The organism is Alcaligenes sp. CHO6, assembly GCF_037120595.1.
In the GTDB taxonomy this organism is placed as follows: domain Bacteria; phylum Pseudomonadota; class Gammaproteobacteria; order Burkholderiales; family Burkholderiaceae_B; genus Alcaligenes; species Alcaligenes ammonioxydans.
Genome location: NZ_JBANCI010000002.1, coordinates 540,047 through 554,447, shown reverse-complemented (window position 1 = coordinate 554,447; position 14,401 = coordinate 540,047). Strand labels below are relative to the sequence as shown.

Annotated in this window: 18 protein-coding genes; 12 read left to right on the top strand and 6 right to left on the bottom strand. The window is 58.7% G+C overall.

Annotated features, from left to right (window positions below):
* Positions 1-217: 217 nt before the first annotated feature.
* Positions 218-868 (bottom strand): carbonic anhydrase, encoded by a 651-nt coding sequence (locus V6936_RS10540; protein ID WP_003803801.1) that lies wholly within the window; start codon positions 866-868, stop codon positions 218-220.
* A 108-nt stretch (positions 869-976) separates the two neighbouring features.
* On the opposite strand from V6936_RS10540, the gene cynR reads away from it, so the two are divergent.
* On the top strand, positions 977-1,864 hold the full coding sequence (cynR, locus tag V6936_RS10535; RefSeq protein ID WP_336579832.1) for a transcriptional regulator CynR: 888 nt from the start codon (positions 977-979) through the stop codon (positions 1,862-1,864).
* 42 nt (positions 1,865-1,906) lie between these two features.
* On the opposite strand, the gene V6936_RS10530 is transcribed toward cynR, so the two are convergent.
* On the bottom strand, positions 1,907-2,449 hold the full coding sequence (locus tag V6936_RS10530; protein ID WP_230406250.1) for an ureidoglycolate lyase: 543 nt from the start codon (positions 2,447-2,449) through the stop codon (positions 1,907-1,909).
* Between the two features lie 214 nt (positions 2,450-2,663).
* Here V6936_RS10530 and ccmA point away from each other — a divergent pair, with 214 nt between their 5' ends.
* The 10 genes from ccmA to V6936_RS10480 are packed head-to-tail and all read left to right on the top strand — an operon-like array spanning position 2,664 to position 9,882.
* Positions 2,664-3,284: a cytochrome c biogenesis heme-transporting ATPase CcmA gene (gene ccmA, locus V6936_RS10525; RefSeq protein WP_039943770.1), complete on the top strand. Its 621-nt coding sequence runs from the start codon at positions 2,664-2,666 to the stop codon at positions 3,282-3,284.
* Positions 3,278-3,946, top strand: coding sequence for a heme exporter protein CcmB (ccmB, locus tag V6936_RS10520; protein ID WP_003803794.1), 669 nt, complete (start codon positions 3,278-3,280; stop codon positions 3,944-3,946). The genes ccmA and ccmB overlap by 7 nt, the downstream gene beginning before the upstream one ends.
* Before the next feature lie 5 nt (positions 3,947-3,951).
* Positions 3,952-4,683, top strand: coding sequence for a heme ABC transporter permease CcmC (gene ccmC, locus V6936_RS10515; RefSeq protein WP_003803793.1), 732 nt, complete (start codon positions 3,952-3,954; stop codon positions 4,681-4,683).
* A gap of 2 nt (positions 4,684-4,685) precedes the next feature.
* Positions 4,686-4,868 (top strand): heme exporter protein CcmD, encoded by a 183-nt coding sequence (ccmD, locus tag V6936_RS10510; protein WP_336579831.1) that lies wholly within the window; start codon positions 4,686-4,688, stop codon positions 4,866-4,868.
* Positions 4,861-5,310 carry a cytochrome c maturation protein CcmE gene (gene ccmE / locus V6936_RS10505; RefSeq protein WP_003803788.1) on the top strand — a complete coding sequence of 150 codons (450 nt, stop codon included), beginning with the start codon at positions 4,861-4,863 and terminating at the stop codon, positions 5,308-5,310. The genes ccmD and ccmE overlap by 8 nt, the downstream gene beginning before the upstream one ends.
* A complete protein-coding gene (locus V6936_RS10500) occupies positions 5,307-7,274 on the top strand; it encodes a heme lyase CcmF/NrfE family subunit (protein WP_003803787.1) in 1,968 nt (655 codons plus the stop codon). The genes ccmE and V6936_RS10500 overlap by 4 nt, the downstream gene beginning before the upstream one ends.
* Positions 7,271-7,801: a DsbE family thiol:disulfide interchange protein gene (locus V6936_RS10495; protein WP_003803786.1), complete on the top strand. Its 531-nt coding sequence runs from the start codon at positions 7,271-7,273 to the stop codon at positions 7,799-7,801. Before V6936_RS10500 ends, V6936_RS10495 begins: the two co-directional genes overlap by 4 nt.
* Positions 7,798-8,271: a cytochrome c-type biogenesis protein gene (locus V6936_RS10490; RefSeq protein WP_003803785.1), complete on the top strand. Its 474-nt coding sequence runs from the start codon at positions 7,798-7,800 to the stop codon at positions 8,269-8,271. The genes V6936_RS10495 and V6936_RS10490 overlap by 4 nt, the downstream gene beginning before the upstream one ends.
* On the top strand, positions 8,268-9,143 hold the full coding sequence (gene ccmI, locus V6936_RS10485; protein ID WP_003803784.1) for a c-type cytochrome biogenesis protein CcmI: 876 nt from the start codon (positions 8,268-8,270) through the stop codon (positions 9,141-9,143). Before V6936_RS10490 ends, ccmI begins: the two co-directional genes overlap by 4 nt.
* Before the next feature lies 1 nt (position 9,144).
* On the top strand, positions 9,145-9,882 hold the full coding sequence (locus tag V6936_RS10480) for a cytochrome c biogenesis CcdA family protein (protein WP_219235648.1): 738 nt from the start codon (positions 9,145-9,147) through the stop codon (positions 9,880-9,882).
* 59 nt (positions 9,883-9,941) lie between these two features.
* Here the strand turns inward: V6936_RS10480 and V6936_RS10475 are convergent, their stop codons facing one another.
* The 4 genes from V6936_RS10475 to V6936_RS10460 all read right to left on the bottom strand — a co-directional run bounded on the left by V6936_RS10475 (position 9,942) and on the right by V6936_RS10460 (position 12,904).
* Positions 9,942-10,691 carry an SDR family oxidoreductase gene (locus V6936_RS10475; RefSeq protein ID WP_336579828.1) on the bottom strand — a complete coding sequence of 250 codons (750 nt, stop codon included), beginning with the start codon at positions 10,689-10,691 and terminating at the stop codon, positions 9,942-9,944.
* A 224-nt stretch (positions 10,692-10,915) separates the two neighbouring features.
* Positions 10,916-11,980, bottom strand: a complete 1,065-nt coding sequence (gene ada, locus V6936_RS10470) for a bifunctional DNA-binding transcriptional regulator/O6-methylguanine-DNA methyltransferase Ada (protein ID WP_336579827.1) — start codon at positions 11,978-11,980, stop codon at positions 10,916-10,918.
* Between the two features lie 219 nt (positions 11,981-12,199).
* Complete coding sequence (locus V6936_RS10465) at positions 12,200-12,394, bottom strand: heavy-metal-associated domain-containing protein (RefSeq protein ID WP_003803780.1); 195 nt, start codon at positions 12,392-12,394, stop codon at positions 12,200-12,202.
* A 72-nt stretch (positions 12,395-12,466) separates the two neighbouring features.
* On the bottom strand, positions 12,467-12,904 hold the full coding sequence (locus V6936_RS10460; RefSeq protein WP_003803779.1) for an Ivy family c-type lysozyme inhibitor: 438 nt from the start codon (positions 12,902-12,904) through the stop codon (positions 12,467-12,469).
* A gap of 325 nt (positions 12,905-13,229) precedes the next feature.
* On the opposite strand from V6936_RS10460, the gene V6936_RS10455 reads away from it, so the two are divergent.
* On the top strand, positions 13,230-14,399 hold the full coding sequence (locus tag V6936_RS10455) for an ABC transporter substrate-binding protein (protein WP_003803778.1): 1,170 nt from the start codon (positions 13,230-13,232) through the stop codon (positions 14,397-14,399).
* Positions 14,400-14,401 lie beyond the last annotated feature (2 nt).

Genomic DNA, 14,401 nt, shown 5'->3' with positions numbered 1-14,401 from the left:
AATTGTGTGTGTTGCGGTGTTCACCCTGCCGTGGCAGCTCGGATGGAACAGAAGGATGACGCATTATCGGATTACCGTCCATCTTAGCGAGGGAGCGTTTATTTCTGTGGGACGCTGGCGCGGCGCGTGCTGGTGGGCTAAAGGACCGTTACAAGCAGGTTCAAAGACGAAAAAAAACGCCTGGCAACGGCCAGGCGTGAATCAGTCCCGGATACGTTTACACGCGTCTTACCGGGGCGGCAGCAACGTCTGGGTTGTCTGCCAGCGACACGAATTTCATGCTGCCACCGTCATAGGCATCAATCGTGCCGGACTCAATGTCGTAAACCCAGCCGTGCAGGGTCAGGCGACCTTCTGACATGGCCAGCCGCACGGAAGGGTGGGTCTGGATATTGGCCAATTGAGCCACCACATTCTCGCGCACCATGGAGGCGATGCGCTCTTGTTCGTTGGCGTGAGTACGCGCCTCGTTGACCAGGCGAGCCGAGTCTGCGTAGCGTAACCAGTGCTCGACGGCAGGCATATGATCCAGACACTGGCAGGACGCGATGGCAGTCATGGCGCCGCAGTCCGAATGTCCGCAGATCACCACATCCGACACGCGCAGAGCGGATACCGCGTATTCCACCGAGGCGGTGACCCCTCCCGGTTCCGGTCCGTAAGAGGGAACGATATTGCCCGCGTTGCGAATCACGAACAGATCGCCCGGCTCACGCTGTGTGACCAGCTCGGGGACCAGGCGGCTATCGGAGCAAGAAATAAACAAGGCGCGGGGGTTTTGCTGTGTAGCCAGATTTTTGAAAAGCTTGGCGCGCTTGGGATAGGCCTCCCGCTGGAATTTCAGGAAACCGTCGATAATGTCTTTCATCCTTGTCCTTGTAGTTCGGCGTGGATAGAAGGTTAACGCGTCCGGGTCATAAGGTAAAATACCGAATTCTGATGCTTTTTATTGGGTTTACTTATAGAAAGGCCCCCTATGCTTTTGCGCCATCTTAATTACTTTCTCGCGGTTGCCCAGTATCAGAGCTTCACCCGCGCTGCGCGCGCCCTGCATGTCTCGCAACCGGCTTTGTCTCAGCAGGTGCGTCAGCTTGAAGAGCATCTGGGGGCGCAACTCTTTGACCGTACGGGGCGTCTGGTTCGTTTGACGGATGCTGGCGAAGTCTATCTGCGTTATGCCCGGCAGGCTTTGCAGGATCTGGAAGAGGGGCGTCGTGCCTTGCACGATGTCAGTGATCTGAGCCGCGGCTCCTTGCGGGTGGCGGTCGCGCCCACATTTACCTCGTATCTGATTGGCCCCTTGGTAGAGGCCTTTCACCGTCGTTATCCTAATGTGCGGTTGGTGGTACAGGAAATGCTGCAGGAGCGTGTGGAAACGCAGTTGGTTGAGGACGAGCTCGATATCGGTATTGCTTTTGAGAAGCCCACTTCGGCGGCGGTTGAGTTTCAGGCCCTGCTGATTGAGACACTGGCCTTGGTGATGAGCCGCACTCACCCCCTGGCCGAGCGGCGCAGCATTGATCGAGAAACCTTGATGCGGGAATCCCTCGTTTTACTGACTCCTGAGTTTGCTACACGCGGGCAGATTGAACGCTATTGCCGTGAGTACGATCTGGACTTGAATGTATCAATGGAGTCCAACTCGCTCAATGCGGTGATTGAAGTAGTAAGGCGTACGGGTTTGGCGACCTTGCTGCCGGCTGCCATTGCTGGCAATAGCGAGTATCTGGTGGCCGTCAGCCTGGACCCGGCACCGCCGCAACGACGCGCGATCCTGATGCAGCGCAAGGGCGCTTATCAGTCGGCAGCAATGCGTGCCTTTATTGAGTTGGCGCTGAAATACGGTGCGGCCTCGACATTCTGATCGGGCATTGTGCGCTGGCCGCCAGGCGACCAGGCAGACCCTTTACAGAATCACACGCACGCTCTGCTCCAAGGGGCGAAGCTCGCTTTCGCGCGCGGGTTGACCCTGGCTTAAATGCGCCACCAGATCGACGGTGGTAGACAGGCGTGTCAGCATCAGACAGGTCACTTCCTTGCCGGCGACTCGGCTGCTGTGCCAGCAGCCGGGCCGCATGCACACGCCTTGCCCTGGAATGATCCGGAACGCTTTGAGGGTCTTCAGGTCCGGGCCGCCCTCGGGTGTACTTTGGGCCACGATATGAATCACCTCCCCGGTCAGCGGAATCAGAGCCTGCTGGGTCAGCAGGTGATTTTCCAGTGTCGTAATCGAGGGGTCCTGAATGCGGTAATTCACCCACAGCACTTCGGTCTGACCACTTGGACCTGTGTCAAAGGCGTGTTCGTGCCAGAAGTCAGTGGCGGCATTGCTAAATGCGGCTGTGGCTGGGGCAGTGGTCAAACCTTTACCTAACATCCAGCCGTAGGGGGCGAAAACCTCTGGGCTGAGAGACTGAGGGGTGAGGGTGATAGGGCTTGTCATGGGCATCACTCAAAGAAGTGCTAAGGCACCATAGTAACAAGACCGAGGCCTAGTGTCGGATTTGGCCTAGATCAAAAAGCCTGCATTTCGAGGGGTTATTGCGGAACTAAGTCTGGCATCCCCTGTCTTGAAGGAGGCTCGCGATGACTTGGCGGGCCAGTAAAGCCGCCTTTTTGCTCGGGCGGCTTCGCGCTGTTGGCTTTCATGATAAGGGGGTGCTGTGCTTGAAGCGGTTTCGCTGTCCTGCCGACGAGGGCAGCGTCGTGTGTTCTCTGACCTGAGTGTCAAGCTTGAAGCCGGCCAATGTTGTCTGGTCAGTGGCCCCAATGGCAGCGGCAAAACCAGCTTGCTGCGTATTCTGGCCAACATCGCCCAGGCTGATGCGGGGCAACTGCTTTGGCATGAGCGCCCTGTACAGCGTAATGACAGTGATTATCGCCGCAACTTGATGTATGGCGGGCATGCCCCCGGGCTGAATGCCAATTTGTCCGTGCAGGAAAACCTGGACAGCCTCTTGCTGCAGGATCGGGTTGCATGGGAGCGCCAGGACTACGATCAGGCTTTGCGGGCAGGCGGTTTGCTGGCGTACCGCCGCGTGCCGCTGCGGCAGTTGTCTGCCGGGCAGCGGCGGCGCGTATTTCTGGTGCGTTTGTCCCTGAGCAATCGCCCTTTGTGGATTCTGGATGAACAGCTCACCGCACTGGATAGCGCCGGCCAGCATTTCCTGGGCGAGCTGATTGCGCAGCATCTGCAAAGGCAGGGGGCCGTCATTCTGACCAGTCATCAGGCCTTGCCCTGGAAGCTGGACGTGCAGCACCTGGATCTGGGGTCGGCATGTTGAGTCTTTTCCTGGCCCTTCTGAAACGTGAATGGCGTCTGGCGGTGCGTCGCCCCGGTGACGTCCTGATCCCCCTGGTGTTCTTTCTGGTGGTGTGCAGCCTTTTTCCATTGGGAGTCGGTGCCGACGCCGCCTTGCTCTCCAAGATGGCTCCGGGCGTGCTGTGGGTTTCAGCCTTGCTGGCTACCTTGTTGTCGCTCAGTCGGCTGTTTGAGCAGGACGAGCAGGATGGCGCCCTGGAGCAGGTTCTGTTTTCTCATTTGCCTCTGGGCTGGTGGGTGTTGGGCAAGGTTCTGGCGCATACCTTGCTGACGGGCGTGCCCTTGCTGCTGCTGGCCCCCATTTTAGGCCTGCAATTTAGCTTGCCCCCAGCCAGTCTGGGGGTGTTGATGCTGTCGCTGGCGCTGGGCCTGCCTGTCCTGACTTTGCTGGGAGCGATTGGCGCGGCCTTGGTGCTGGGCCTGCGTTCAGCAGGGGTGTTGTTGGCTTTGTTGATTTTGCCTTTTTATGTTCCCGTGCTGGTCTTTGGCGCGGGGGCCGTGCAAGCGGTTCAGGCCGGGTTGGGAGCGCAAGCGCACCTGTCCGTTCTGGTCGCTTTTTTACTGTTGGCTTTGTTCTTTGCGCCCCTTGCTACGGCAGCGGCGTTGCGCCTTGCTCTTGAGTAAATGTCATGAATTTTTTGTATCGCTACGCCGCCCCTCAAAACTTTTATGCCCTGGCCGGACGCATGGTGCCTTGGGCTGCGTTTCTGGCGCTGCTGCTGTTTGTGGCGGGGGCGTATGTGGGCTTTTTCCTGGCTCCCACCGATTTTCAGCAAGGCGAGGGCTATCGCATTATTTTTCTGCATGTGCCCGTGTCATGGATGTCCATGCTGATTTATCTGGCCATGGGCTTCTGGTCCCTGATCTGCCTGGTTTTCAATAGTCGTACGGCCGCCATGATGGCTGCCGCGCTGGCTCCGACCGGTGCGATCTGTACGGTGCTGTCGCTGGTTACGGGCGCCTTGTGGGGCAAGCCCATGTGGGGCGCCTGGTGGGTCTGGGATGCCCGTCTGACGTCCGAATTGTTGCTGCTGTTTCTGTACATGGGGTTTATGGGCTTGCGCGGAGCGATTGACGATCCGCGCCGCGCGGACAAGGCCGCCTCCATCCTGGCCTTGGTCGGGGTGGTGAATGTGCCCGTTATCTATTTCTCGGTGCAGTGGTGGAACACCTTGCACCAGGGAGCATCGGTATCGCTGACCAGTTCGCCGTCCATGGCGACCGTCATGTTGACGGGCATGCTGCTGATGAGTCTGGCCATGTGGTGTTACTGCATTGCCATTGCACTGTACCGGGTGCGCAACTTGATTCTTGAACGTGAGGCGCATACCGCCTGGGTTCGCAACTTGCCGGAGGGCTGAGGATGCATTGGTCGAATGTGAGCGATTTTTTCGCTATGGGCGGCTATGCCGTGTATGTCTGGGGTTCGGTGCTGGCCTGTGCCGTGCTGATCCTGGGCGAGGTGCTGGTTGCACGGGCAGGGCGGGCACGCGCCTGGCAGCGCGTGCGTGACGAGCGTGCTCTGGGAGAGCAAGGTCATGACTAAGCGACAGAATCGTCTGGTACTGATTTTGGGGGCTCTGGTGGTACTGGGCGCTGCGACGGCCCTGATCCTGAATGCCTTTCAAAGTAGTCTGGTGTTCTTCTTTACCCCTACCGAAGTCAGCCAGGGACAAAGCCCCGAGAACCGCACCTTCCGAGTCGGTGGCATTGTGCAGATGGACAGTATCCGTCGCGGTGGAGATCAAGGCATGGCCGTGAACTTTGTGGTCACCGATGGTGCGGCCCAGGTGCCCGTCAGCTACACCGGGATTTTGCCCGACCTGTTTCAAGAAGGGAAAGGCGTCGTGGCCCAAGGTCGCTTGAACGAACAGGGACATTTTGTGGCGGAAGAAGTGCTGGCCAAGCACGATGAGAACTACATGCCGCCGGAGGCCATGCACGCCATGGAGCAGGCCGAGCGTGCGAAACAAGGAGCTCAGCCATGATCCCGGAACTTGGGCACTTTGCCCTGATTCTTGCGTTTGTGCTGGCACTGGCCCAAGGCATTGTGTCCTTGTATGGGGCCTGGCGCGGCAATCTGGCCTGGATGGCCTTTGCCCGTCCAGCGGCCCGCTGGCAGTTTGGTCTGGTGGCCTTCAGCTTGCTGTGTCTGGCCTGGTCCTTTGCCAGTTTTGATTTCTCCGTGGCTTATGTGGCGCAGAATTCCAGCACCAAGCTGCCTTTGTTCTATCGCATTGCTGCGGTGTGGGGCGGGCATGAAGGCTCGCTGCTGCTGTGGATGTTCATGCAAACGGGCTGGGCCTTTGCCGTCAGCATTTATTCGCGCTCCTTGCCTGAGGCCATGCTGGCTCGTGTACTGGGTGTGCTGGGTCTGATCACGGCCGGTTTCTTGCTGTTTGTGCTGATCAGCTCCAACCCCTTCGAGCGCATGTTCCCGGTTCCGGCAGAAGGTCTGGATCTGAACACGCTCTTGCAGGATATTGGCCTGATTGTTCACCCGCCCTTGCTGTACATGGGGTATGTGGGTTTTTCGGTGGCCTTTGCCTTTGCAATTGCCGCTTTGTTGGCCGGGCGTCTGGATGCCAGCTGGGCGCGCTGGTCGCGTCCCTGGACGACAGCTGCCTGGCTGTTTCTGACCCTGGGTATCGCTGTAGGCAGCTGGTGGGCCTATTACGAGCTGGGTTGGGGCGGCTGGTGGTTCTGGGACCCGGTGGAGAACTCCTCCTTTGTGCCGTGGTTGGCGGGTACCGCCTTGATTCACTCTTTGGCGGTCACGGAAAAACGCGGCAGCTTCAAGAACTGGACGGTTCTGCTGGCAATCAGCACCTTCTCGCTGTCGATTCTGGGCGCCTTTCTGGTGCGCTCCGGTGTGTTGACATCCGTACATGCGTTTGCAACTGACCCGGCTCGCGGTGTGTTCATTTTGAGCCTGTTCGCCGTCATCGTTGGCAGCTCCCTGATCCTGTTTGCCTGGCGGGCGCCGCGTGTTGGCGCAGGTGGGCAGTTTGCCGTGGTATCGCGTGAATCCTTGCTGCTGGTCAACAACGTCCTGCTGGTCGTCGTGACGGGCACGGTTCTATTGGGGACTTTGTACCCCCTGATTATGGATACGCTGGGTCTGGGCAAAATTTCCGTGGGGCCACCTTATTTCAACAAGGTGTTTGTGCCTTTGATGATCCCGGCGCTGGTCCTGATTGTGTTTGGTGTGCTGGCTAACTGGAAGCGGGCCAACTTGATGGACATCGTGCGCCAGTTGGCCTTGGTGATTGTGTTCAGCGTGGTGCTGGGCGCAGCCATTCCTTTGCTGTACGGCCAGTGGCAGGGTACCGCCGCTTTGGGCGCCGGCCTGGCCATGTGGATTGTGCTGGGCAGCTTGTTTGATGTGGTCAAGCGTGTGCGCGCCACGCGTTCAGGCGTGTTCTCTCAGCCGCGCAGCTGGCTGGGCCAGCATCTGGCTCATATCGGCGTGGCCGTCTTTGTGCTGGGAGTGACCATGGTCAGCCACTACGAGACAGAAACCGATGTCTTGTTGCAGCCTGGCCAGACGGCGCAGGTGGGCGCGTATGACGCGCGCTTTCAGGGCGTGCGTATTGTGCCCGGCCCGAACTACTCGGCCGAGCGTGGCACGGTGGAGCTGCTGCAGGACGGCAAAGTAGTGTCGACCTTGTACCCGGAAAAGCGTACCTATCTGTCCTCGGCTTTGCCCATGACGGAATCGGCGATCAACGCCAATGGCTTGCGCCATATTTACGTGGCGCTGGGCGATAACTTTGAGCAGGGTGGCTGGAGTGTGCGTCTGTACTACAAGCCCCTGGTGGACTTTATCTGGCTAGGCTGTTTGCTGATGGCCCTGGGCGGTGGACTGGCAATAAGTGATCGACGCTATCGCGCCAGGCAAACCCGTGCCGCTGTGCAGAGCAAAGCCATGAATACGCAGGTACAGGCATGAATCGTTTTACTGTTCCTCTGATTGGCTTTGTCCTGTTGCTGGTTTTTCTGGGCATCGGTCTGACGTTAAAGCCGAGCGAAGTGCCTTCACCGTTACTGGACAAACCTGCACCCTCTTTCAGTTTGCCTCAGTTGCACAATCCCGAAGTCAGCTTTTCGGGCGAGCAGATGAAGGGGCGTGTCTGGCTGCTGAATGTGTGGGCGTCCTGGTGCTATCCCTGTCTGACCGAACACCCCTTTATCAAAGAGCTGTCCACTGAGCACAAGGTGCCGGTGGTGGGGTTGAACTACAAGGACGTGCCTGAGGAAAGCCGCGAGTGGCTGCTGCGCAACGGCAATTCTTACGAAGTGTCCGTTATGGACAGGGATGGCCGCGTAGGCATTGATTTTGGCGTGTATGGCGTACCGGAGACCTTTGTCATCGACAAGCAGGGCATTGTGCGCTTCAAGCATATCGGCCCTGTCTCGCGTGAATCCATGGAGGAGACCTTGTTGCCCTTAATCCGTCGTTTGGAGCAAGAGCCATGATGATGCGTGTATGGATGGCCGCTTTCCTTGCCAGTATGTGGCTGCTGGTACCGACCGCTCAGGCGCAGTCTGACGCGCAGGGAGCTCAGGAGTCAGTGATGTTGGAAATTGCCGCCGAGCTGCGTTGTCTGGTGTGCCAGAACGAGTCTATTGCGGCTTCGCGTGCCGAGCTGGCTGTGGACTTGCGCCATCAGATCATGGAGCAGTTGGGGCAGGGCCGCAGCCCGGATCAAATCCGCTCGTATATGGTGGACCGCTACGGCGACTTCATCTTGTATCGCCCGCCCTTCAAGTCCACCACGGCACTGCTCTGGCTGGGACCAGCCCTGTTGTTACTGACTGGCTTTCTGGTTTATGCCTTTACCCTGCGCCGTCGACGCCGTGCGGGTGATGAAACGGCCCTGACGGATGAGCAACGCCGTCAAGCCGATGCCCTTTTGCAGGGTTCTTCTCGGGATGAACAATCGTGACTATTGTTTTTTATAGCGTAGCCGCGCTGCTGGTACTGCTGTGTGCGGCCTATCTGATGCTGAGCGTCAAACGCAAGCCAGCCTTGCAGCGTGTGGTTGAACACAAGCAGGCGAACCTGGCGATTTTGCGCGAGCAGTTGAAAGAAATTGAGCGGGACAAGCAGGCCGGTGTCTTGTCCGCTCAAGATTTCGAGCAGGCGCAGATGGATTTGCGTCAGCGCGTACTGGAAGAGAGCGAAGGGCTTAAAACGGAGACTGTTCAGCACACTGGCGCCCCCAGGCTGGCCTGGACCCTGATGATCAGCATCCCGATTGCTGCCATCGCCCTGTACTTTTATCTGGGTAACCCGGTGATGCTGGACCCTGCCGCCGTGCAGCAACAGGCTAACGCACAGCCCGTGGATATTGAGGCCATGGTGGCCCGTCTGGAACAGCGTCTGAAAGAAAACCCGGATGACCCGGGGGCTTGGTTGATGATGGCCCGCTCGCACCGTTACTACGGTCGTCATCAGCAAGCGGCAGAGGCCTATGCCAAAGCCATGCCGGTGGTGGACGGAGACCCGACGGCACTGGCTGAATATGCCGAGTCCATGTTGCTGGCTGGAATCGACACCCTGGATGGGTTGCCCGGCCGTTTGGTCAAACGTTCCCTGGATCTGTATCCGGAAGAGCCCTTGGGCCTGATGCTGGCGGGGGCTGCGGCTTTGCACAAGGAGCAGTATCCGGCCGCCATCGATTACTGGCAGCGTTTGCTGGCGCAGTTCCCGCCCGATTCGGAAACCGCCAAGGTCGTGAATCAGGGCTTGCAACTGGCGCGTGAGCGTATGCGTATGCCAGCGAACTCGGAACCGGAACCTGCCGCGGCTCCCTGATATGGAAATAGCGTCTCTGGATTTGGGCCTGATTGCCCTGATAACGGCGTTTCTGGCGGGCATGGCTTCGTTTTTGTCCCCCTGTGTCTTGCCTTTGGTTCCCGGCTACCTGTCCTATCTGGCCGGGGACGGCCAGGTGTATACCCAGGTCAAGCGCAGCCAGTTACTTGGCCGCAGCGTGTGCTTTGTTGCCGGCTTTTCGCTGGTGTTCATTGCCTTGGGGGCCAGCCTGTCTTACCTGGGTCAGATCTTGATGGCCTACCGTTATGAGTTGAATGTGGCGGCAGGCGTGATGGTGGCCTTAGCCGGTTTGAGTGTGATGGGTGTGCTGCGCATGCCCATGAGTCTGCAACGGTACTACCGTTTTGAGTCCGGTAAAGCGGCGGGCCCCGGTGGCGCAACGCTGATGGGGCTGGCATTTGGATTTGGCTGGACTCCCTGCATCGGCCCGATTCTGGCTGGCATTCTGATGATGGGGGCCAGTACCGCCAGCGCAGGCAAAGCCAGTATCCTGCTGTCTGTATATGCGTTGGGCCTGGGTGTTCCCTTCATTCTGGCCGCGTGCTTTTTGACGCCCTTTTTGCAGCGCATGACGCAAATTCGCACGATTGGACGCTATGTGCGTTGGGGTGCGGGTCTGGTGTTGATTGTGATGGGCTGGGCCATGGCAAGCGGTGAACTGGCCCGTTTTGCGATCTGGGTGCTCAAAACATTCCCGGTGTTAGGACAACTGGGCTAAGCCTTTGTCCGCCGGGAGTCCGTGCAGGGACTCCTCTGTGCTCAGGACGCAGTGCGGCGTCACTTTACGGCGGCATTGCCGCCATCCGCGAACAGGGCTGATCCGGCAACAAAACTGGACAAGGGGCTGGCCAGAAAGAGCGCAGCGGACGCAATTTCGTCTGCTTGGGCGATGCGCTTCAGGGCATGCAGCCCCGCTGCCCATTCCTTGGTGCTGGGGTCTCCGGCTATGTCTGTATCGGTGCCGCCAGGCAAGAGGGCATTCGCCCGTATGCCTTGAGCCGCATAGTCAGCCGTAATGCCTTTTACCAATCCCATGAGTGCGGCTTTTGAAGCCCCGTAGGCCGCCATGCCAGGAAGGCCCGCGCTGGTGCCGACAAAGCTGGAGGTGAAAATCAGTGAACCGCTGCCACGCATGAGCATGGCCGGAATCTGGCTGCGGGCCCCTAGAAAGGCTGCGGTCAGATTGGTCTGGAGTGTGTGTTGCCATTCCTCAGGGCTTATCGCCACCAGAGGTTTGAGGGGGCCGATGATGCCGGCGTTATTGACGGCGATGTCCAAACCGCCGAATCGGTTCAGGGCGACTGCAACCAGCCGCTCATGGGTTTGGGCCTGAGTAATGTCGCCGACCACCAGCTCGACCTCTCCGCCATCGTGCCGGATGGTGCTGGCAAGTTCCTCAAGCAAGGCACCACGTCTTGCCGTCAGAACCAGTGCCGCCCCGTGGGCCGCAAACATCAGTGCCGTGGCGCGTCCGATACCCGACGATGCCCCCGTGACAATTGCCACTTTGCCATCCAGTAAAGCCATTTGTGAAACCTCCCACTGGGTTCATTGAGAGCTCACATCGTAATGATCCTGAGCTCGCGCGGAACTCCGTTTCTTGTTCTCGAATTCGGCAGGCTCAAGGCGTGAAGGAGACGGTTCGCATGACAGGCCTGGTGGCCGTGGCGTCGTGTTGTTTGGCAGGTATTGCAAGCGCGGGTATCTGTCCTGACCGAGGGAGCCGCAGTTGCCGGGCAGTTGGCCCGTCCTCAGTCTTGTGCCTCGCGGCGCAGCAGCTCGCGTTTGCGTTCCACGCCCCAGCGATAGCCTGCCAGATCGCCGTCGCGTCGTACGACGCGGTGGCAGGGAATCGCGACCGCAAGGTGGTTGGAGGCGCAGGCCTGGGCCACCGCGCGTACTGCCTTGGGTGAGCCGATGCGATCAGCAATCTCGGTATAACTGGCCGTAGCGCCGGATGGGATCTCGCACAGCGCACGCCAGACACGTTGCTGAAAGGCGGTGCCTTGCACATCCAGGGGCAAGTGCAAACCGATCGATGGGTTCTCGACAAAACCCACCACTCGGGCGATCAATTGCTCGAACTTAGCGTCGCAGCCAATCAGTTCGGCTTTGGGAAACTGGTCTTGCAGGTCGCGCAGCAATTGCTCGGGGTCCTCACCCAGCAAGATAGCGCAGATGCCGCGCTGGCTCTGAGCGACCAGGATGGCACCCAGCGAGCATTGGCCCACAGCAAAGCGGATGACGGCCCCGGCGCCACCGGCCCGGTAGTCGCGCGCGCGCATGCCCAGCAATTGACCGGAGGCCTCGTAAAACCGGCTGTTGGAATTGAATCCACTGTCGTAGATCGCATCGGTAATGGAGGTGTTTGGGCTGCTCAGTTCTTCGCGCAGTCGGCGTGCCCGGGCGGCCGAGCTGTAGGCTTTGGGCGTCAGACCGGTTTCTGCCTTGAAGAGTCGATGAAAGTGAAAGGGGCTTTTGCCAACTTGCGCGGCCAGCTCTTCCAGTGACGGCGGGGTGTCCGAGGCCTCGATAAGACGGCAGGCGCGTGCGACAAGGGCCGCCCGCTCGGCGGCAGCGCTGCTCTGGTCTTTACTGGGATGACGGCTGCAACGGTAGCCGGCCGCCTCAGCCGCTTGGGCAGAATCGAAGAATTCAACGTTTTCACGTTTGGGCAGCCGACTGCCGGCACTTGGGGGACAGTACACGCCCGTTGTGCGCACGGCATAGACAAAATGGCCGTCGGCGGCGGCATCCCGCGCTTGTACGGCCGCCCAGCGCTGCTCGTCGGTTTCGTAAGCAAGGTCCGTCTTCATGGCAAAAGCCCTGTCAATGTTGATGACGACGCCAGAATACGCGGGTCTTTCATCGCCAGCACTCCGATTCTTGCGGTCAACGGCGGGTACCTCGGCCAAGGTGGCTGTTGTGATGCCAACCTTGCCAACAGGTGTTCTTGCCCCAGGCAGAGCACAAAGGCCGGTTGATACCGGCCTTTGTGGTGTGAATGCGTGGGCTGTGCACCCGGCGCTGTGTGTTTACACCGGGCTGGGCGTGTAACCCGCTTCTTCAATCACTTTCAGGGCTTGTGCGCTATCCAGACCCTGCACGGTGACCTGATGTTTTTCCAGGTCCGTGCTGACCGTGGCTTGAGGCGCAACGGCCTGAATGGCCTCAGTGATGCTGCGTACACAGTGGCCGCAGGTCATGTCGGGAACAGAAAAGGTGGACATGGCTGACTCCTTGGATAAAAACAATGAAGCGAGCTTAAGGCTTGCCACAGGGGCAAGGTCAAGCCCTGTTTCCTAAAACAGGGCCGGTGCCATCAGACGGATCTGGTCAAGTTCCGGATTGCCCAGCCATTGAATTTGGCTGCTGTCCAAACCTAAGCCTGCTTCCTTGTTCTCCACGAACGCACCCTGGGTCAGGGTCTGCTTTTCCGTATCCATCAGAACGACATAGCTGGCACGGGGGCAGTCATGTGGTTTGCAGCCGGAAAAGACTTGATAGTCGCGTCCATCCAGAGAAACGGTTTGGCCTGGTGAGGCGGTGCCGAAGTCCTTGACCCAACTGGCATTGTTGGCCACGTCCTGCATCAGCTTTTGGTATTGCTGGGCTACGTGCGGATTGGACTTGGCCAGATCTGCCAGATAAACGGATTCCGGGGACTGTGCATGGCTCAGAAAGGGAAGGAGCAGGGCGCTGCCCAGGACCAGGCGGCACAGGGAATGGGAAATACGCATGGGATCTCCAAGAATGAGGCGAGCGCCCAGTTTAGCAGCCGACCAGCGGCGATACTGTTAACAAAATCAAGGAAAACGTGCATAAACGACGGTGTCCGCAGTCGTTATAGTGCTTATCCGTCCCTGCGATTGGCACAGGTTCGTGTTTCCTGTCGCATGAGCAGGATTTCGAGGAGGTGTAGGTAAAAACCACAGCTTGCCAGCAAAATTGTTTCATAACTAAACTATTTATAAATGAACGGTTGGCCTGGTTGCATTTGTGGTTCGATCTGCTGTGCATCTTAGATAAAGACAGCCTATAAGCGCGGTGGCGCAAGGAGATAACATGAAAGGTATTGCATTGACCGTGGCCTTGGCTGCGGCTTTTGGCGGTTCTTTGGCTCAGGCCGAAACCATCAAGGTGGGGATGGCAATGGACACCTCGGGTCCGTTTGCTGCCGTGGGGGGCGAGGTTCGTGACGGTTTTAATCTGGCCATCAAGCAACTGGACGGCAAGCTGGGCGGCTTTCCGGCCGAGTTCATCCAGCAGGATATGGCCGGTAATCCCGACCAGGCCCGCCAGTTGGTCAATCGTTTCGTGCAGCGTGACAAGATCGACTTCTTTACCGGGCCTGTCGGCTCCAACGTGGCGCTGGCTGTCGCTCCTGCTCTGTTCTCGGCCAAGGTGCCTTACCTGACCAGCAATCCAGGCCCCAGCCAACTGGCCGGCGCAGGCTGCAATCCTTATTTCTTTGGGGTGTCCTATCAGAACGATGCGTTTGACGAGGCGGCCGGCAAAGTGGCGGCAGACCGCAACTACGAGAAGATGTTCATCATTGCTCCTGACTATCCAGCCGGCAAGGATCATCTGAACGGTTTCAAACGTGGGTATGGCAAACCGGTCAGCGATGAGCTCTACACCAAGCTCGGTCAAATCGACTACTCGGCAGAGCTGGCCCAGATTCGTGCCGCCAAGCCTCAGGCTGTGTTTTTCTTTCTGCCCGGCGCCATGGGCATCAACTTCATCAAACAGTTTGTGGCGGCTGGCCTGAACAAAGATGTGGTCTTGCTGGGCCCGGCTTTCTCGGGTGACGAGGACATCATCCCCGCCGTGGGCGAGCCGATTTTGGGCATGCTCAATACCGCGCAGTGGTCGCCTGATCTGGACGTTCCGGCCAACAAGACCTTTGTTGAGGAGTTTCGCAAAGCCTACGACGGCCGTTACCCCTCGGTGTATGCCGCGCAGGCCTATGACGTGATTCTGGCGATCGATGCCGCAGTCAAGCAAGTGGACGGCAAAGTCTCGGACCGTGAGGCGGTGCTCAAGGCATTGAAAGCGGCCGACTACAACTCGGTGCGTGGCCCCTTTACCTACGGCAACAACAACTTCCCTATCCAGGCTTATTACCTGCGTGAAGTGGTCAAGGACCAGGATGGACGTCTGGTCAACCGTATGGTCAGCAAGGTGTTTGACTCCTACCAGGACGTCTACGCCAAAGATTGCAAACTTAATTAAGA

Excerpts from the sequence above, each read along its gene's own strand:
- V6936_RS10540 (WP_003803801.1), bottom strand. The coding sequence starts at position 868 with ATGAAAGACATTATCGACGGTTTCCTGAAATTCCAGCGGGAGGCCTAT.
- cynR (WP_336579832.1), top strand. The coding sequence starts at position 977 with ATGCTTTTGCGCCATCTTAATTACTTTCTCGCGGTTGCCCAGTATCAG.
- V6936_RS10530 (WP_230406250.1), bottom strand. The coding sequence starts at position 2,449 with ATGCCCATGACAAGCCCTATCACCCTCACCCCTCAGTCTCTCAGCCCA.
- ccmB (WP_003803794.1), top strand. The coding sequence starts at position 3,278 with ATGTTGAGTCTTTTCCTGGCCCTTCTGAAACGTGAATGGCGTCTGGCG.
- ccmC (WP_003803793.1), top strand. The coding sequence starts at position 3,952 with ATGAATTTTTTGTATCGCTACGCCGCCCCTCAAAACTTTTATGCCCTG.
- ccmD (WP_336579831.1), top strand. The coding sequence starts at position 4,686 with ATGCATTGGTCGAATGTGAGCGATTTTTTCGCTATGGGCGGCTATGCC.
- ccmE (WP_003803788.1), top strand. The coding sequence starts at position 4,861 with ATGACTAAGCGACAGAATCGTCTGGTACTGATTTTGGGGGCTCTGGTG.
- V6936_RS10500 (WP_003803787.1), top strand. The coding sequence starts at position 5,307 with ATGATCCCGGAACTTGGGCACTTTGCCCTGATTCTTGCGTTTGTGCTG.
- V6936_RS10495 (WP_003803786.1), top strand. The coding sequence starts at position 7,271 with ATGAATCGTTTTACTGTTCCTCTGATTGGCTTTGTCCTGTTGCTGGTT.
- V6936_RS10490 (WP_003803785.1), top strand. The coding sequence starts at position 7,798 with ATGATGATGCGTGTATGGATGGCCGCTTTCCTTGCCAGTATGTGGCTG.
- V6936_RS10480 (WP_219235648.1), top strand. The coding sequence starts at position 9,145 with ATGGAAATAGCGTCTCTGGATTTGGGCCTGATTGCCCTGATAACGGCG.
- V6936_RS10475 (WP_336579828.1), bottom strand. The coding sequence starts at position 10,691 with ATGGCTTTACTGGATGGCAAAGTGGCAATTGTCACGGGGGCATCGTCG.
- ada (WP_336579827.1), bottom strand. The coding sequence starts at position 11,980 with ATGAAGACGGACCTTGCTTACGAAACCGACGAGCAGCGCTGGGCGGCC.
- V6936_RS10465 (WP_003803780.1), bottom strand. The coding sequence starts at position 12,394 with ATGTCCACCTTTTCTGTTCCCGACATGACCTGCGGCCACTGTGTACGC.
- V6936_RS10460 (WP_003803779.1), bottom strand. The coding sequence starts at position 12,904 with ATGCGTATTTCCCATTCCCTGTGCCGCCTGGTCCTGGGCAGCGCCCTG.
- V6936_RS10455 (WP_003803778.1), top strand. The coding sequence starts at position 13,230 with ATGAAAGGTATTGCATTGACCGTGGCCTTGGCTGCGGCTTTTGGCGGT.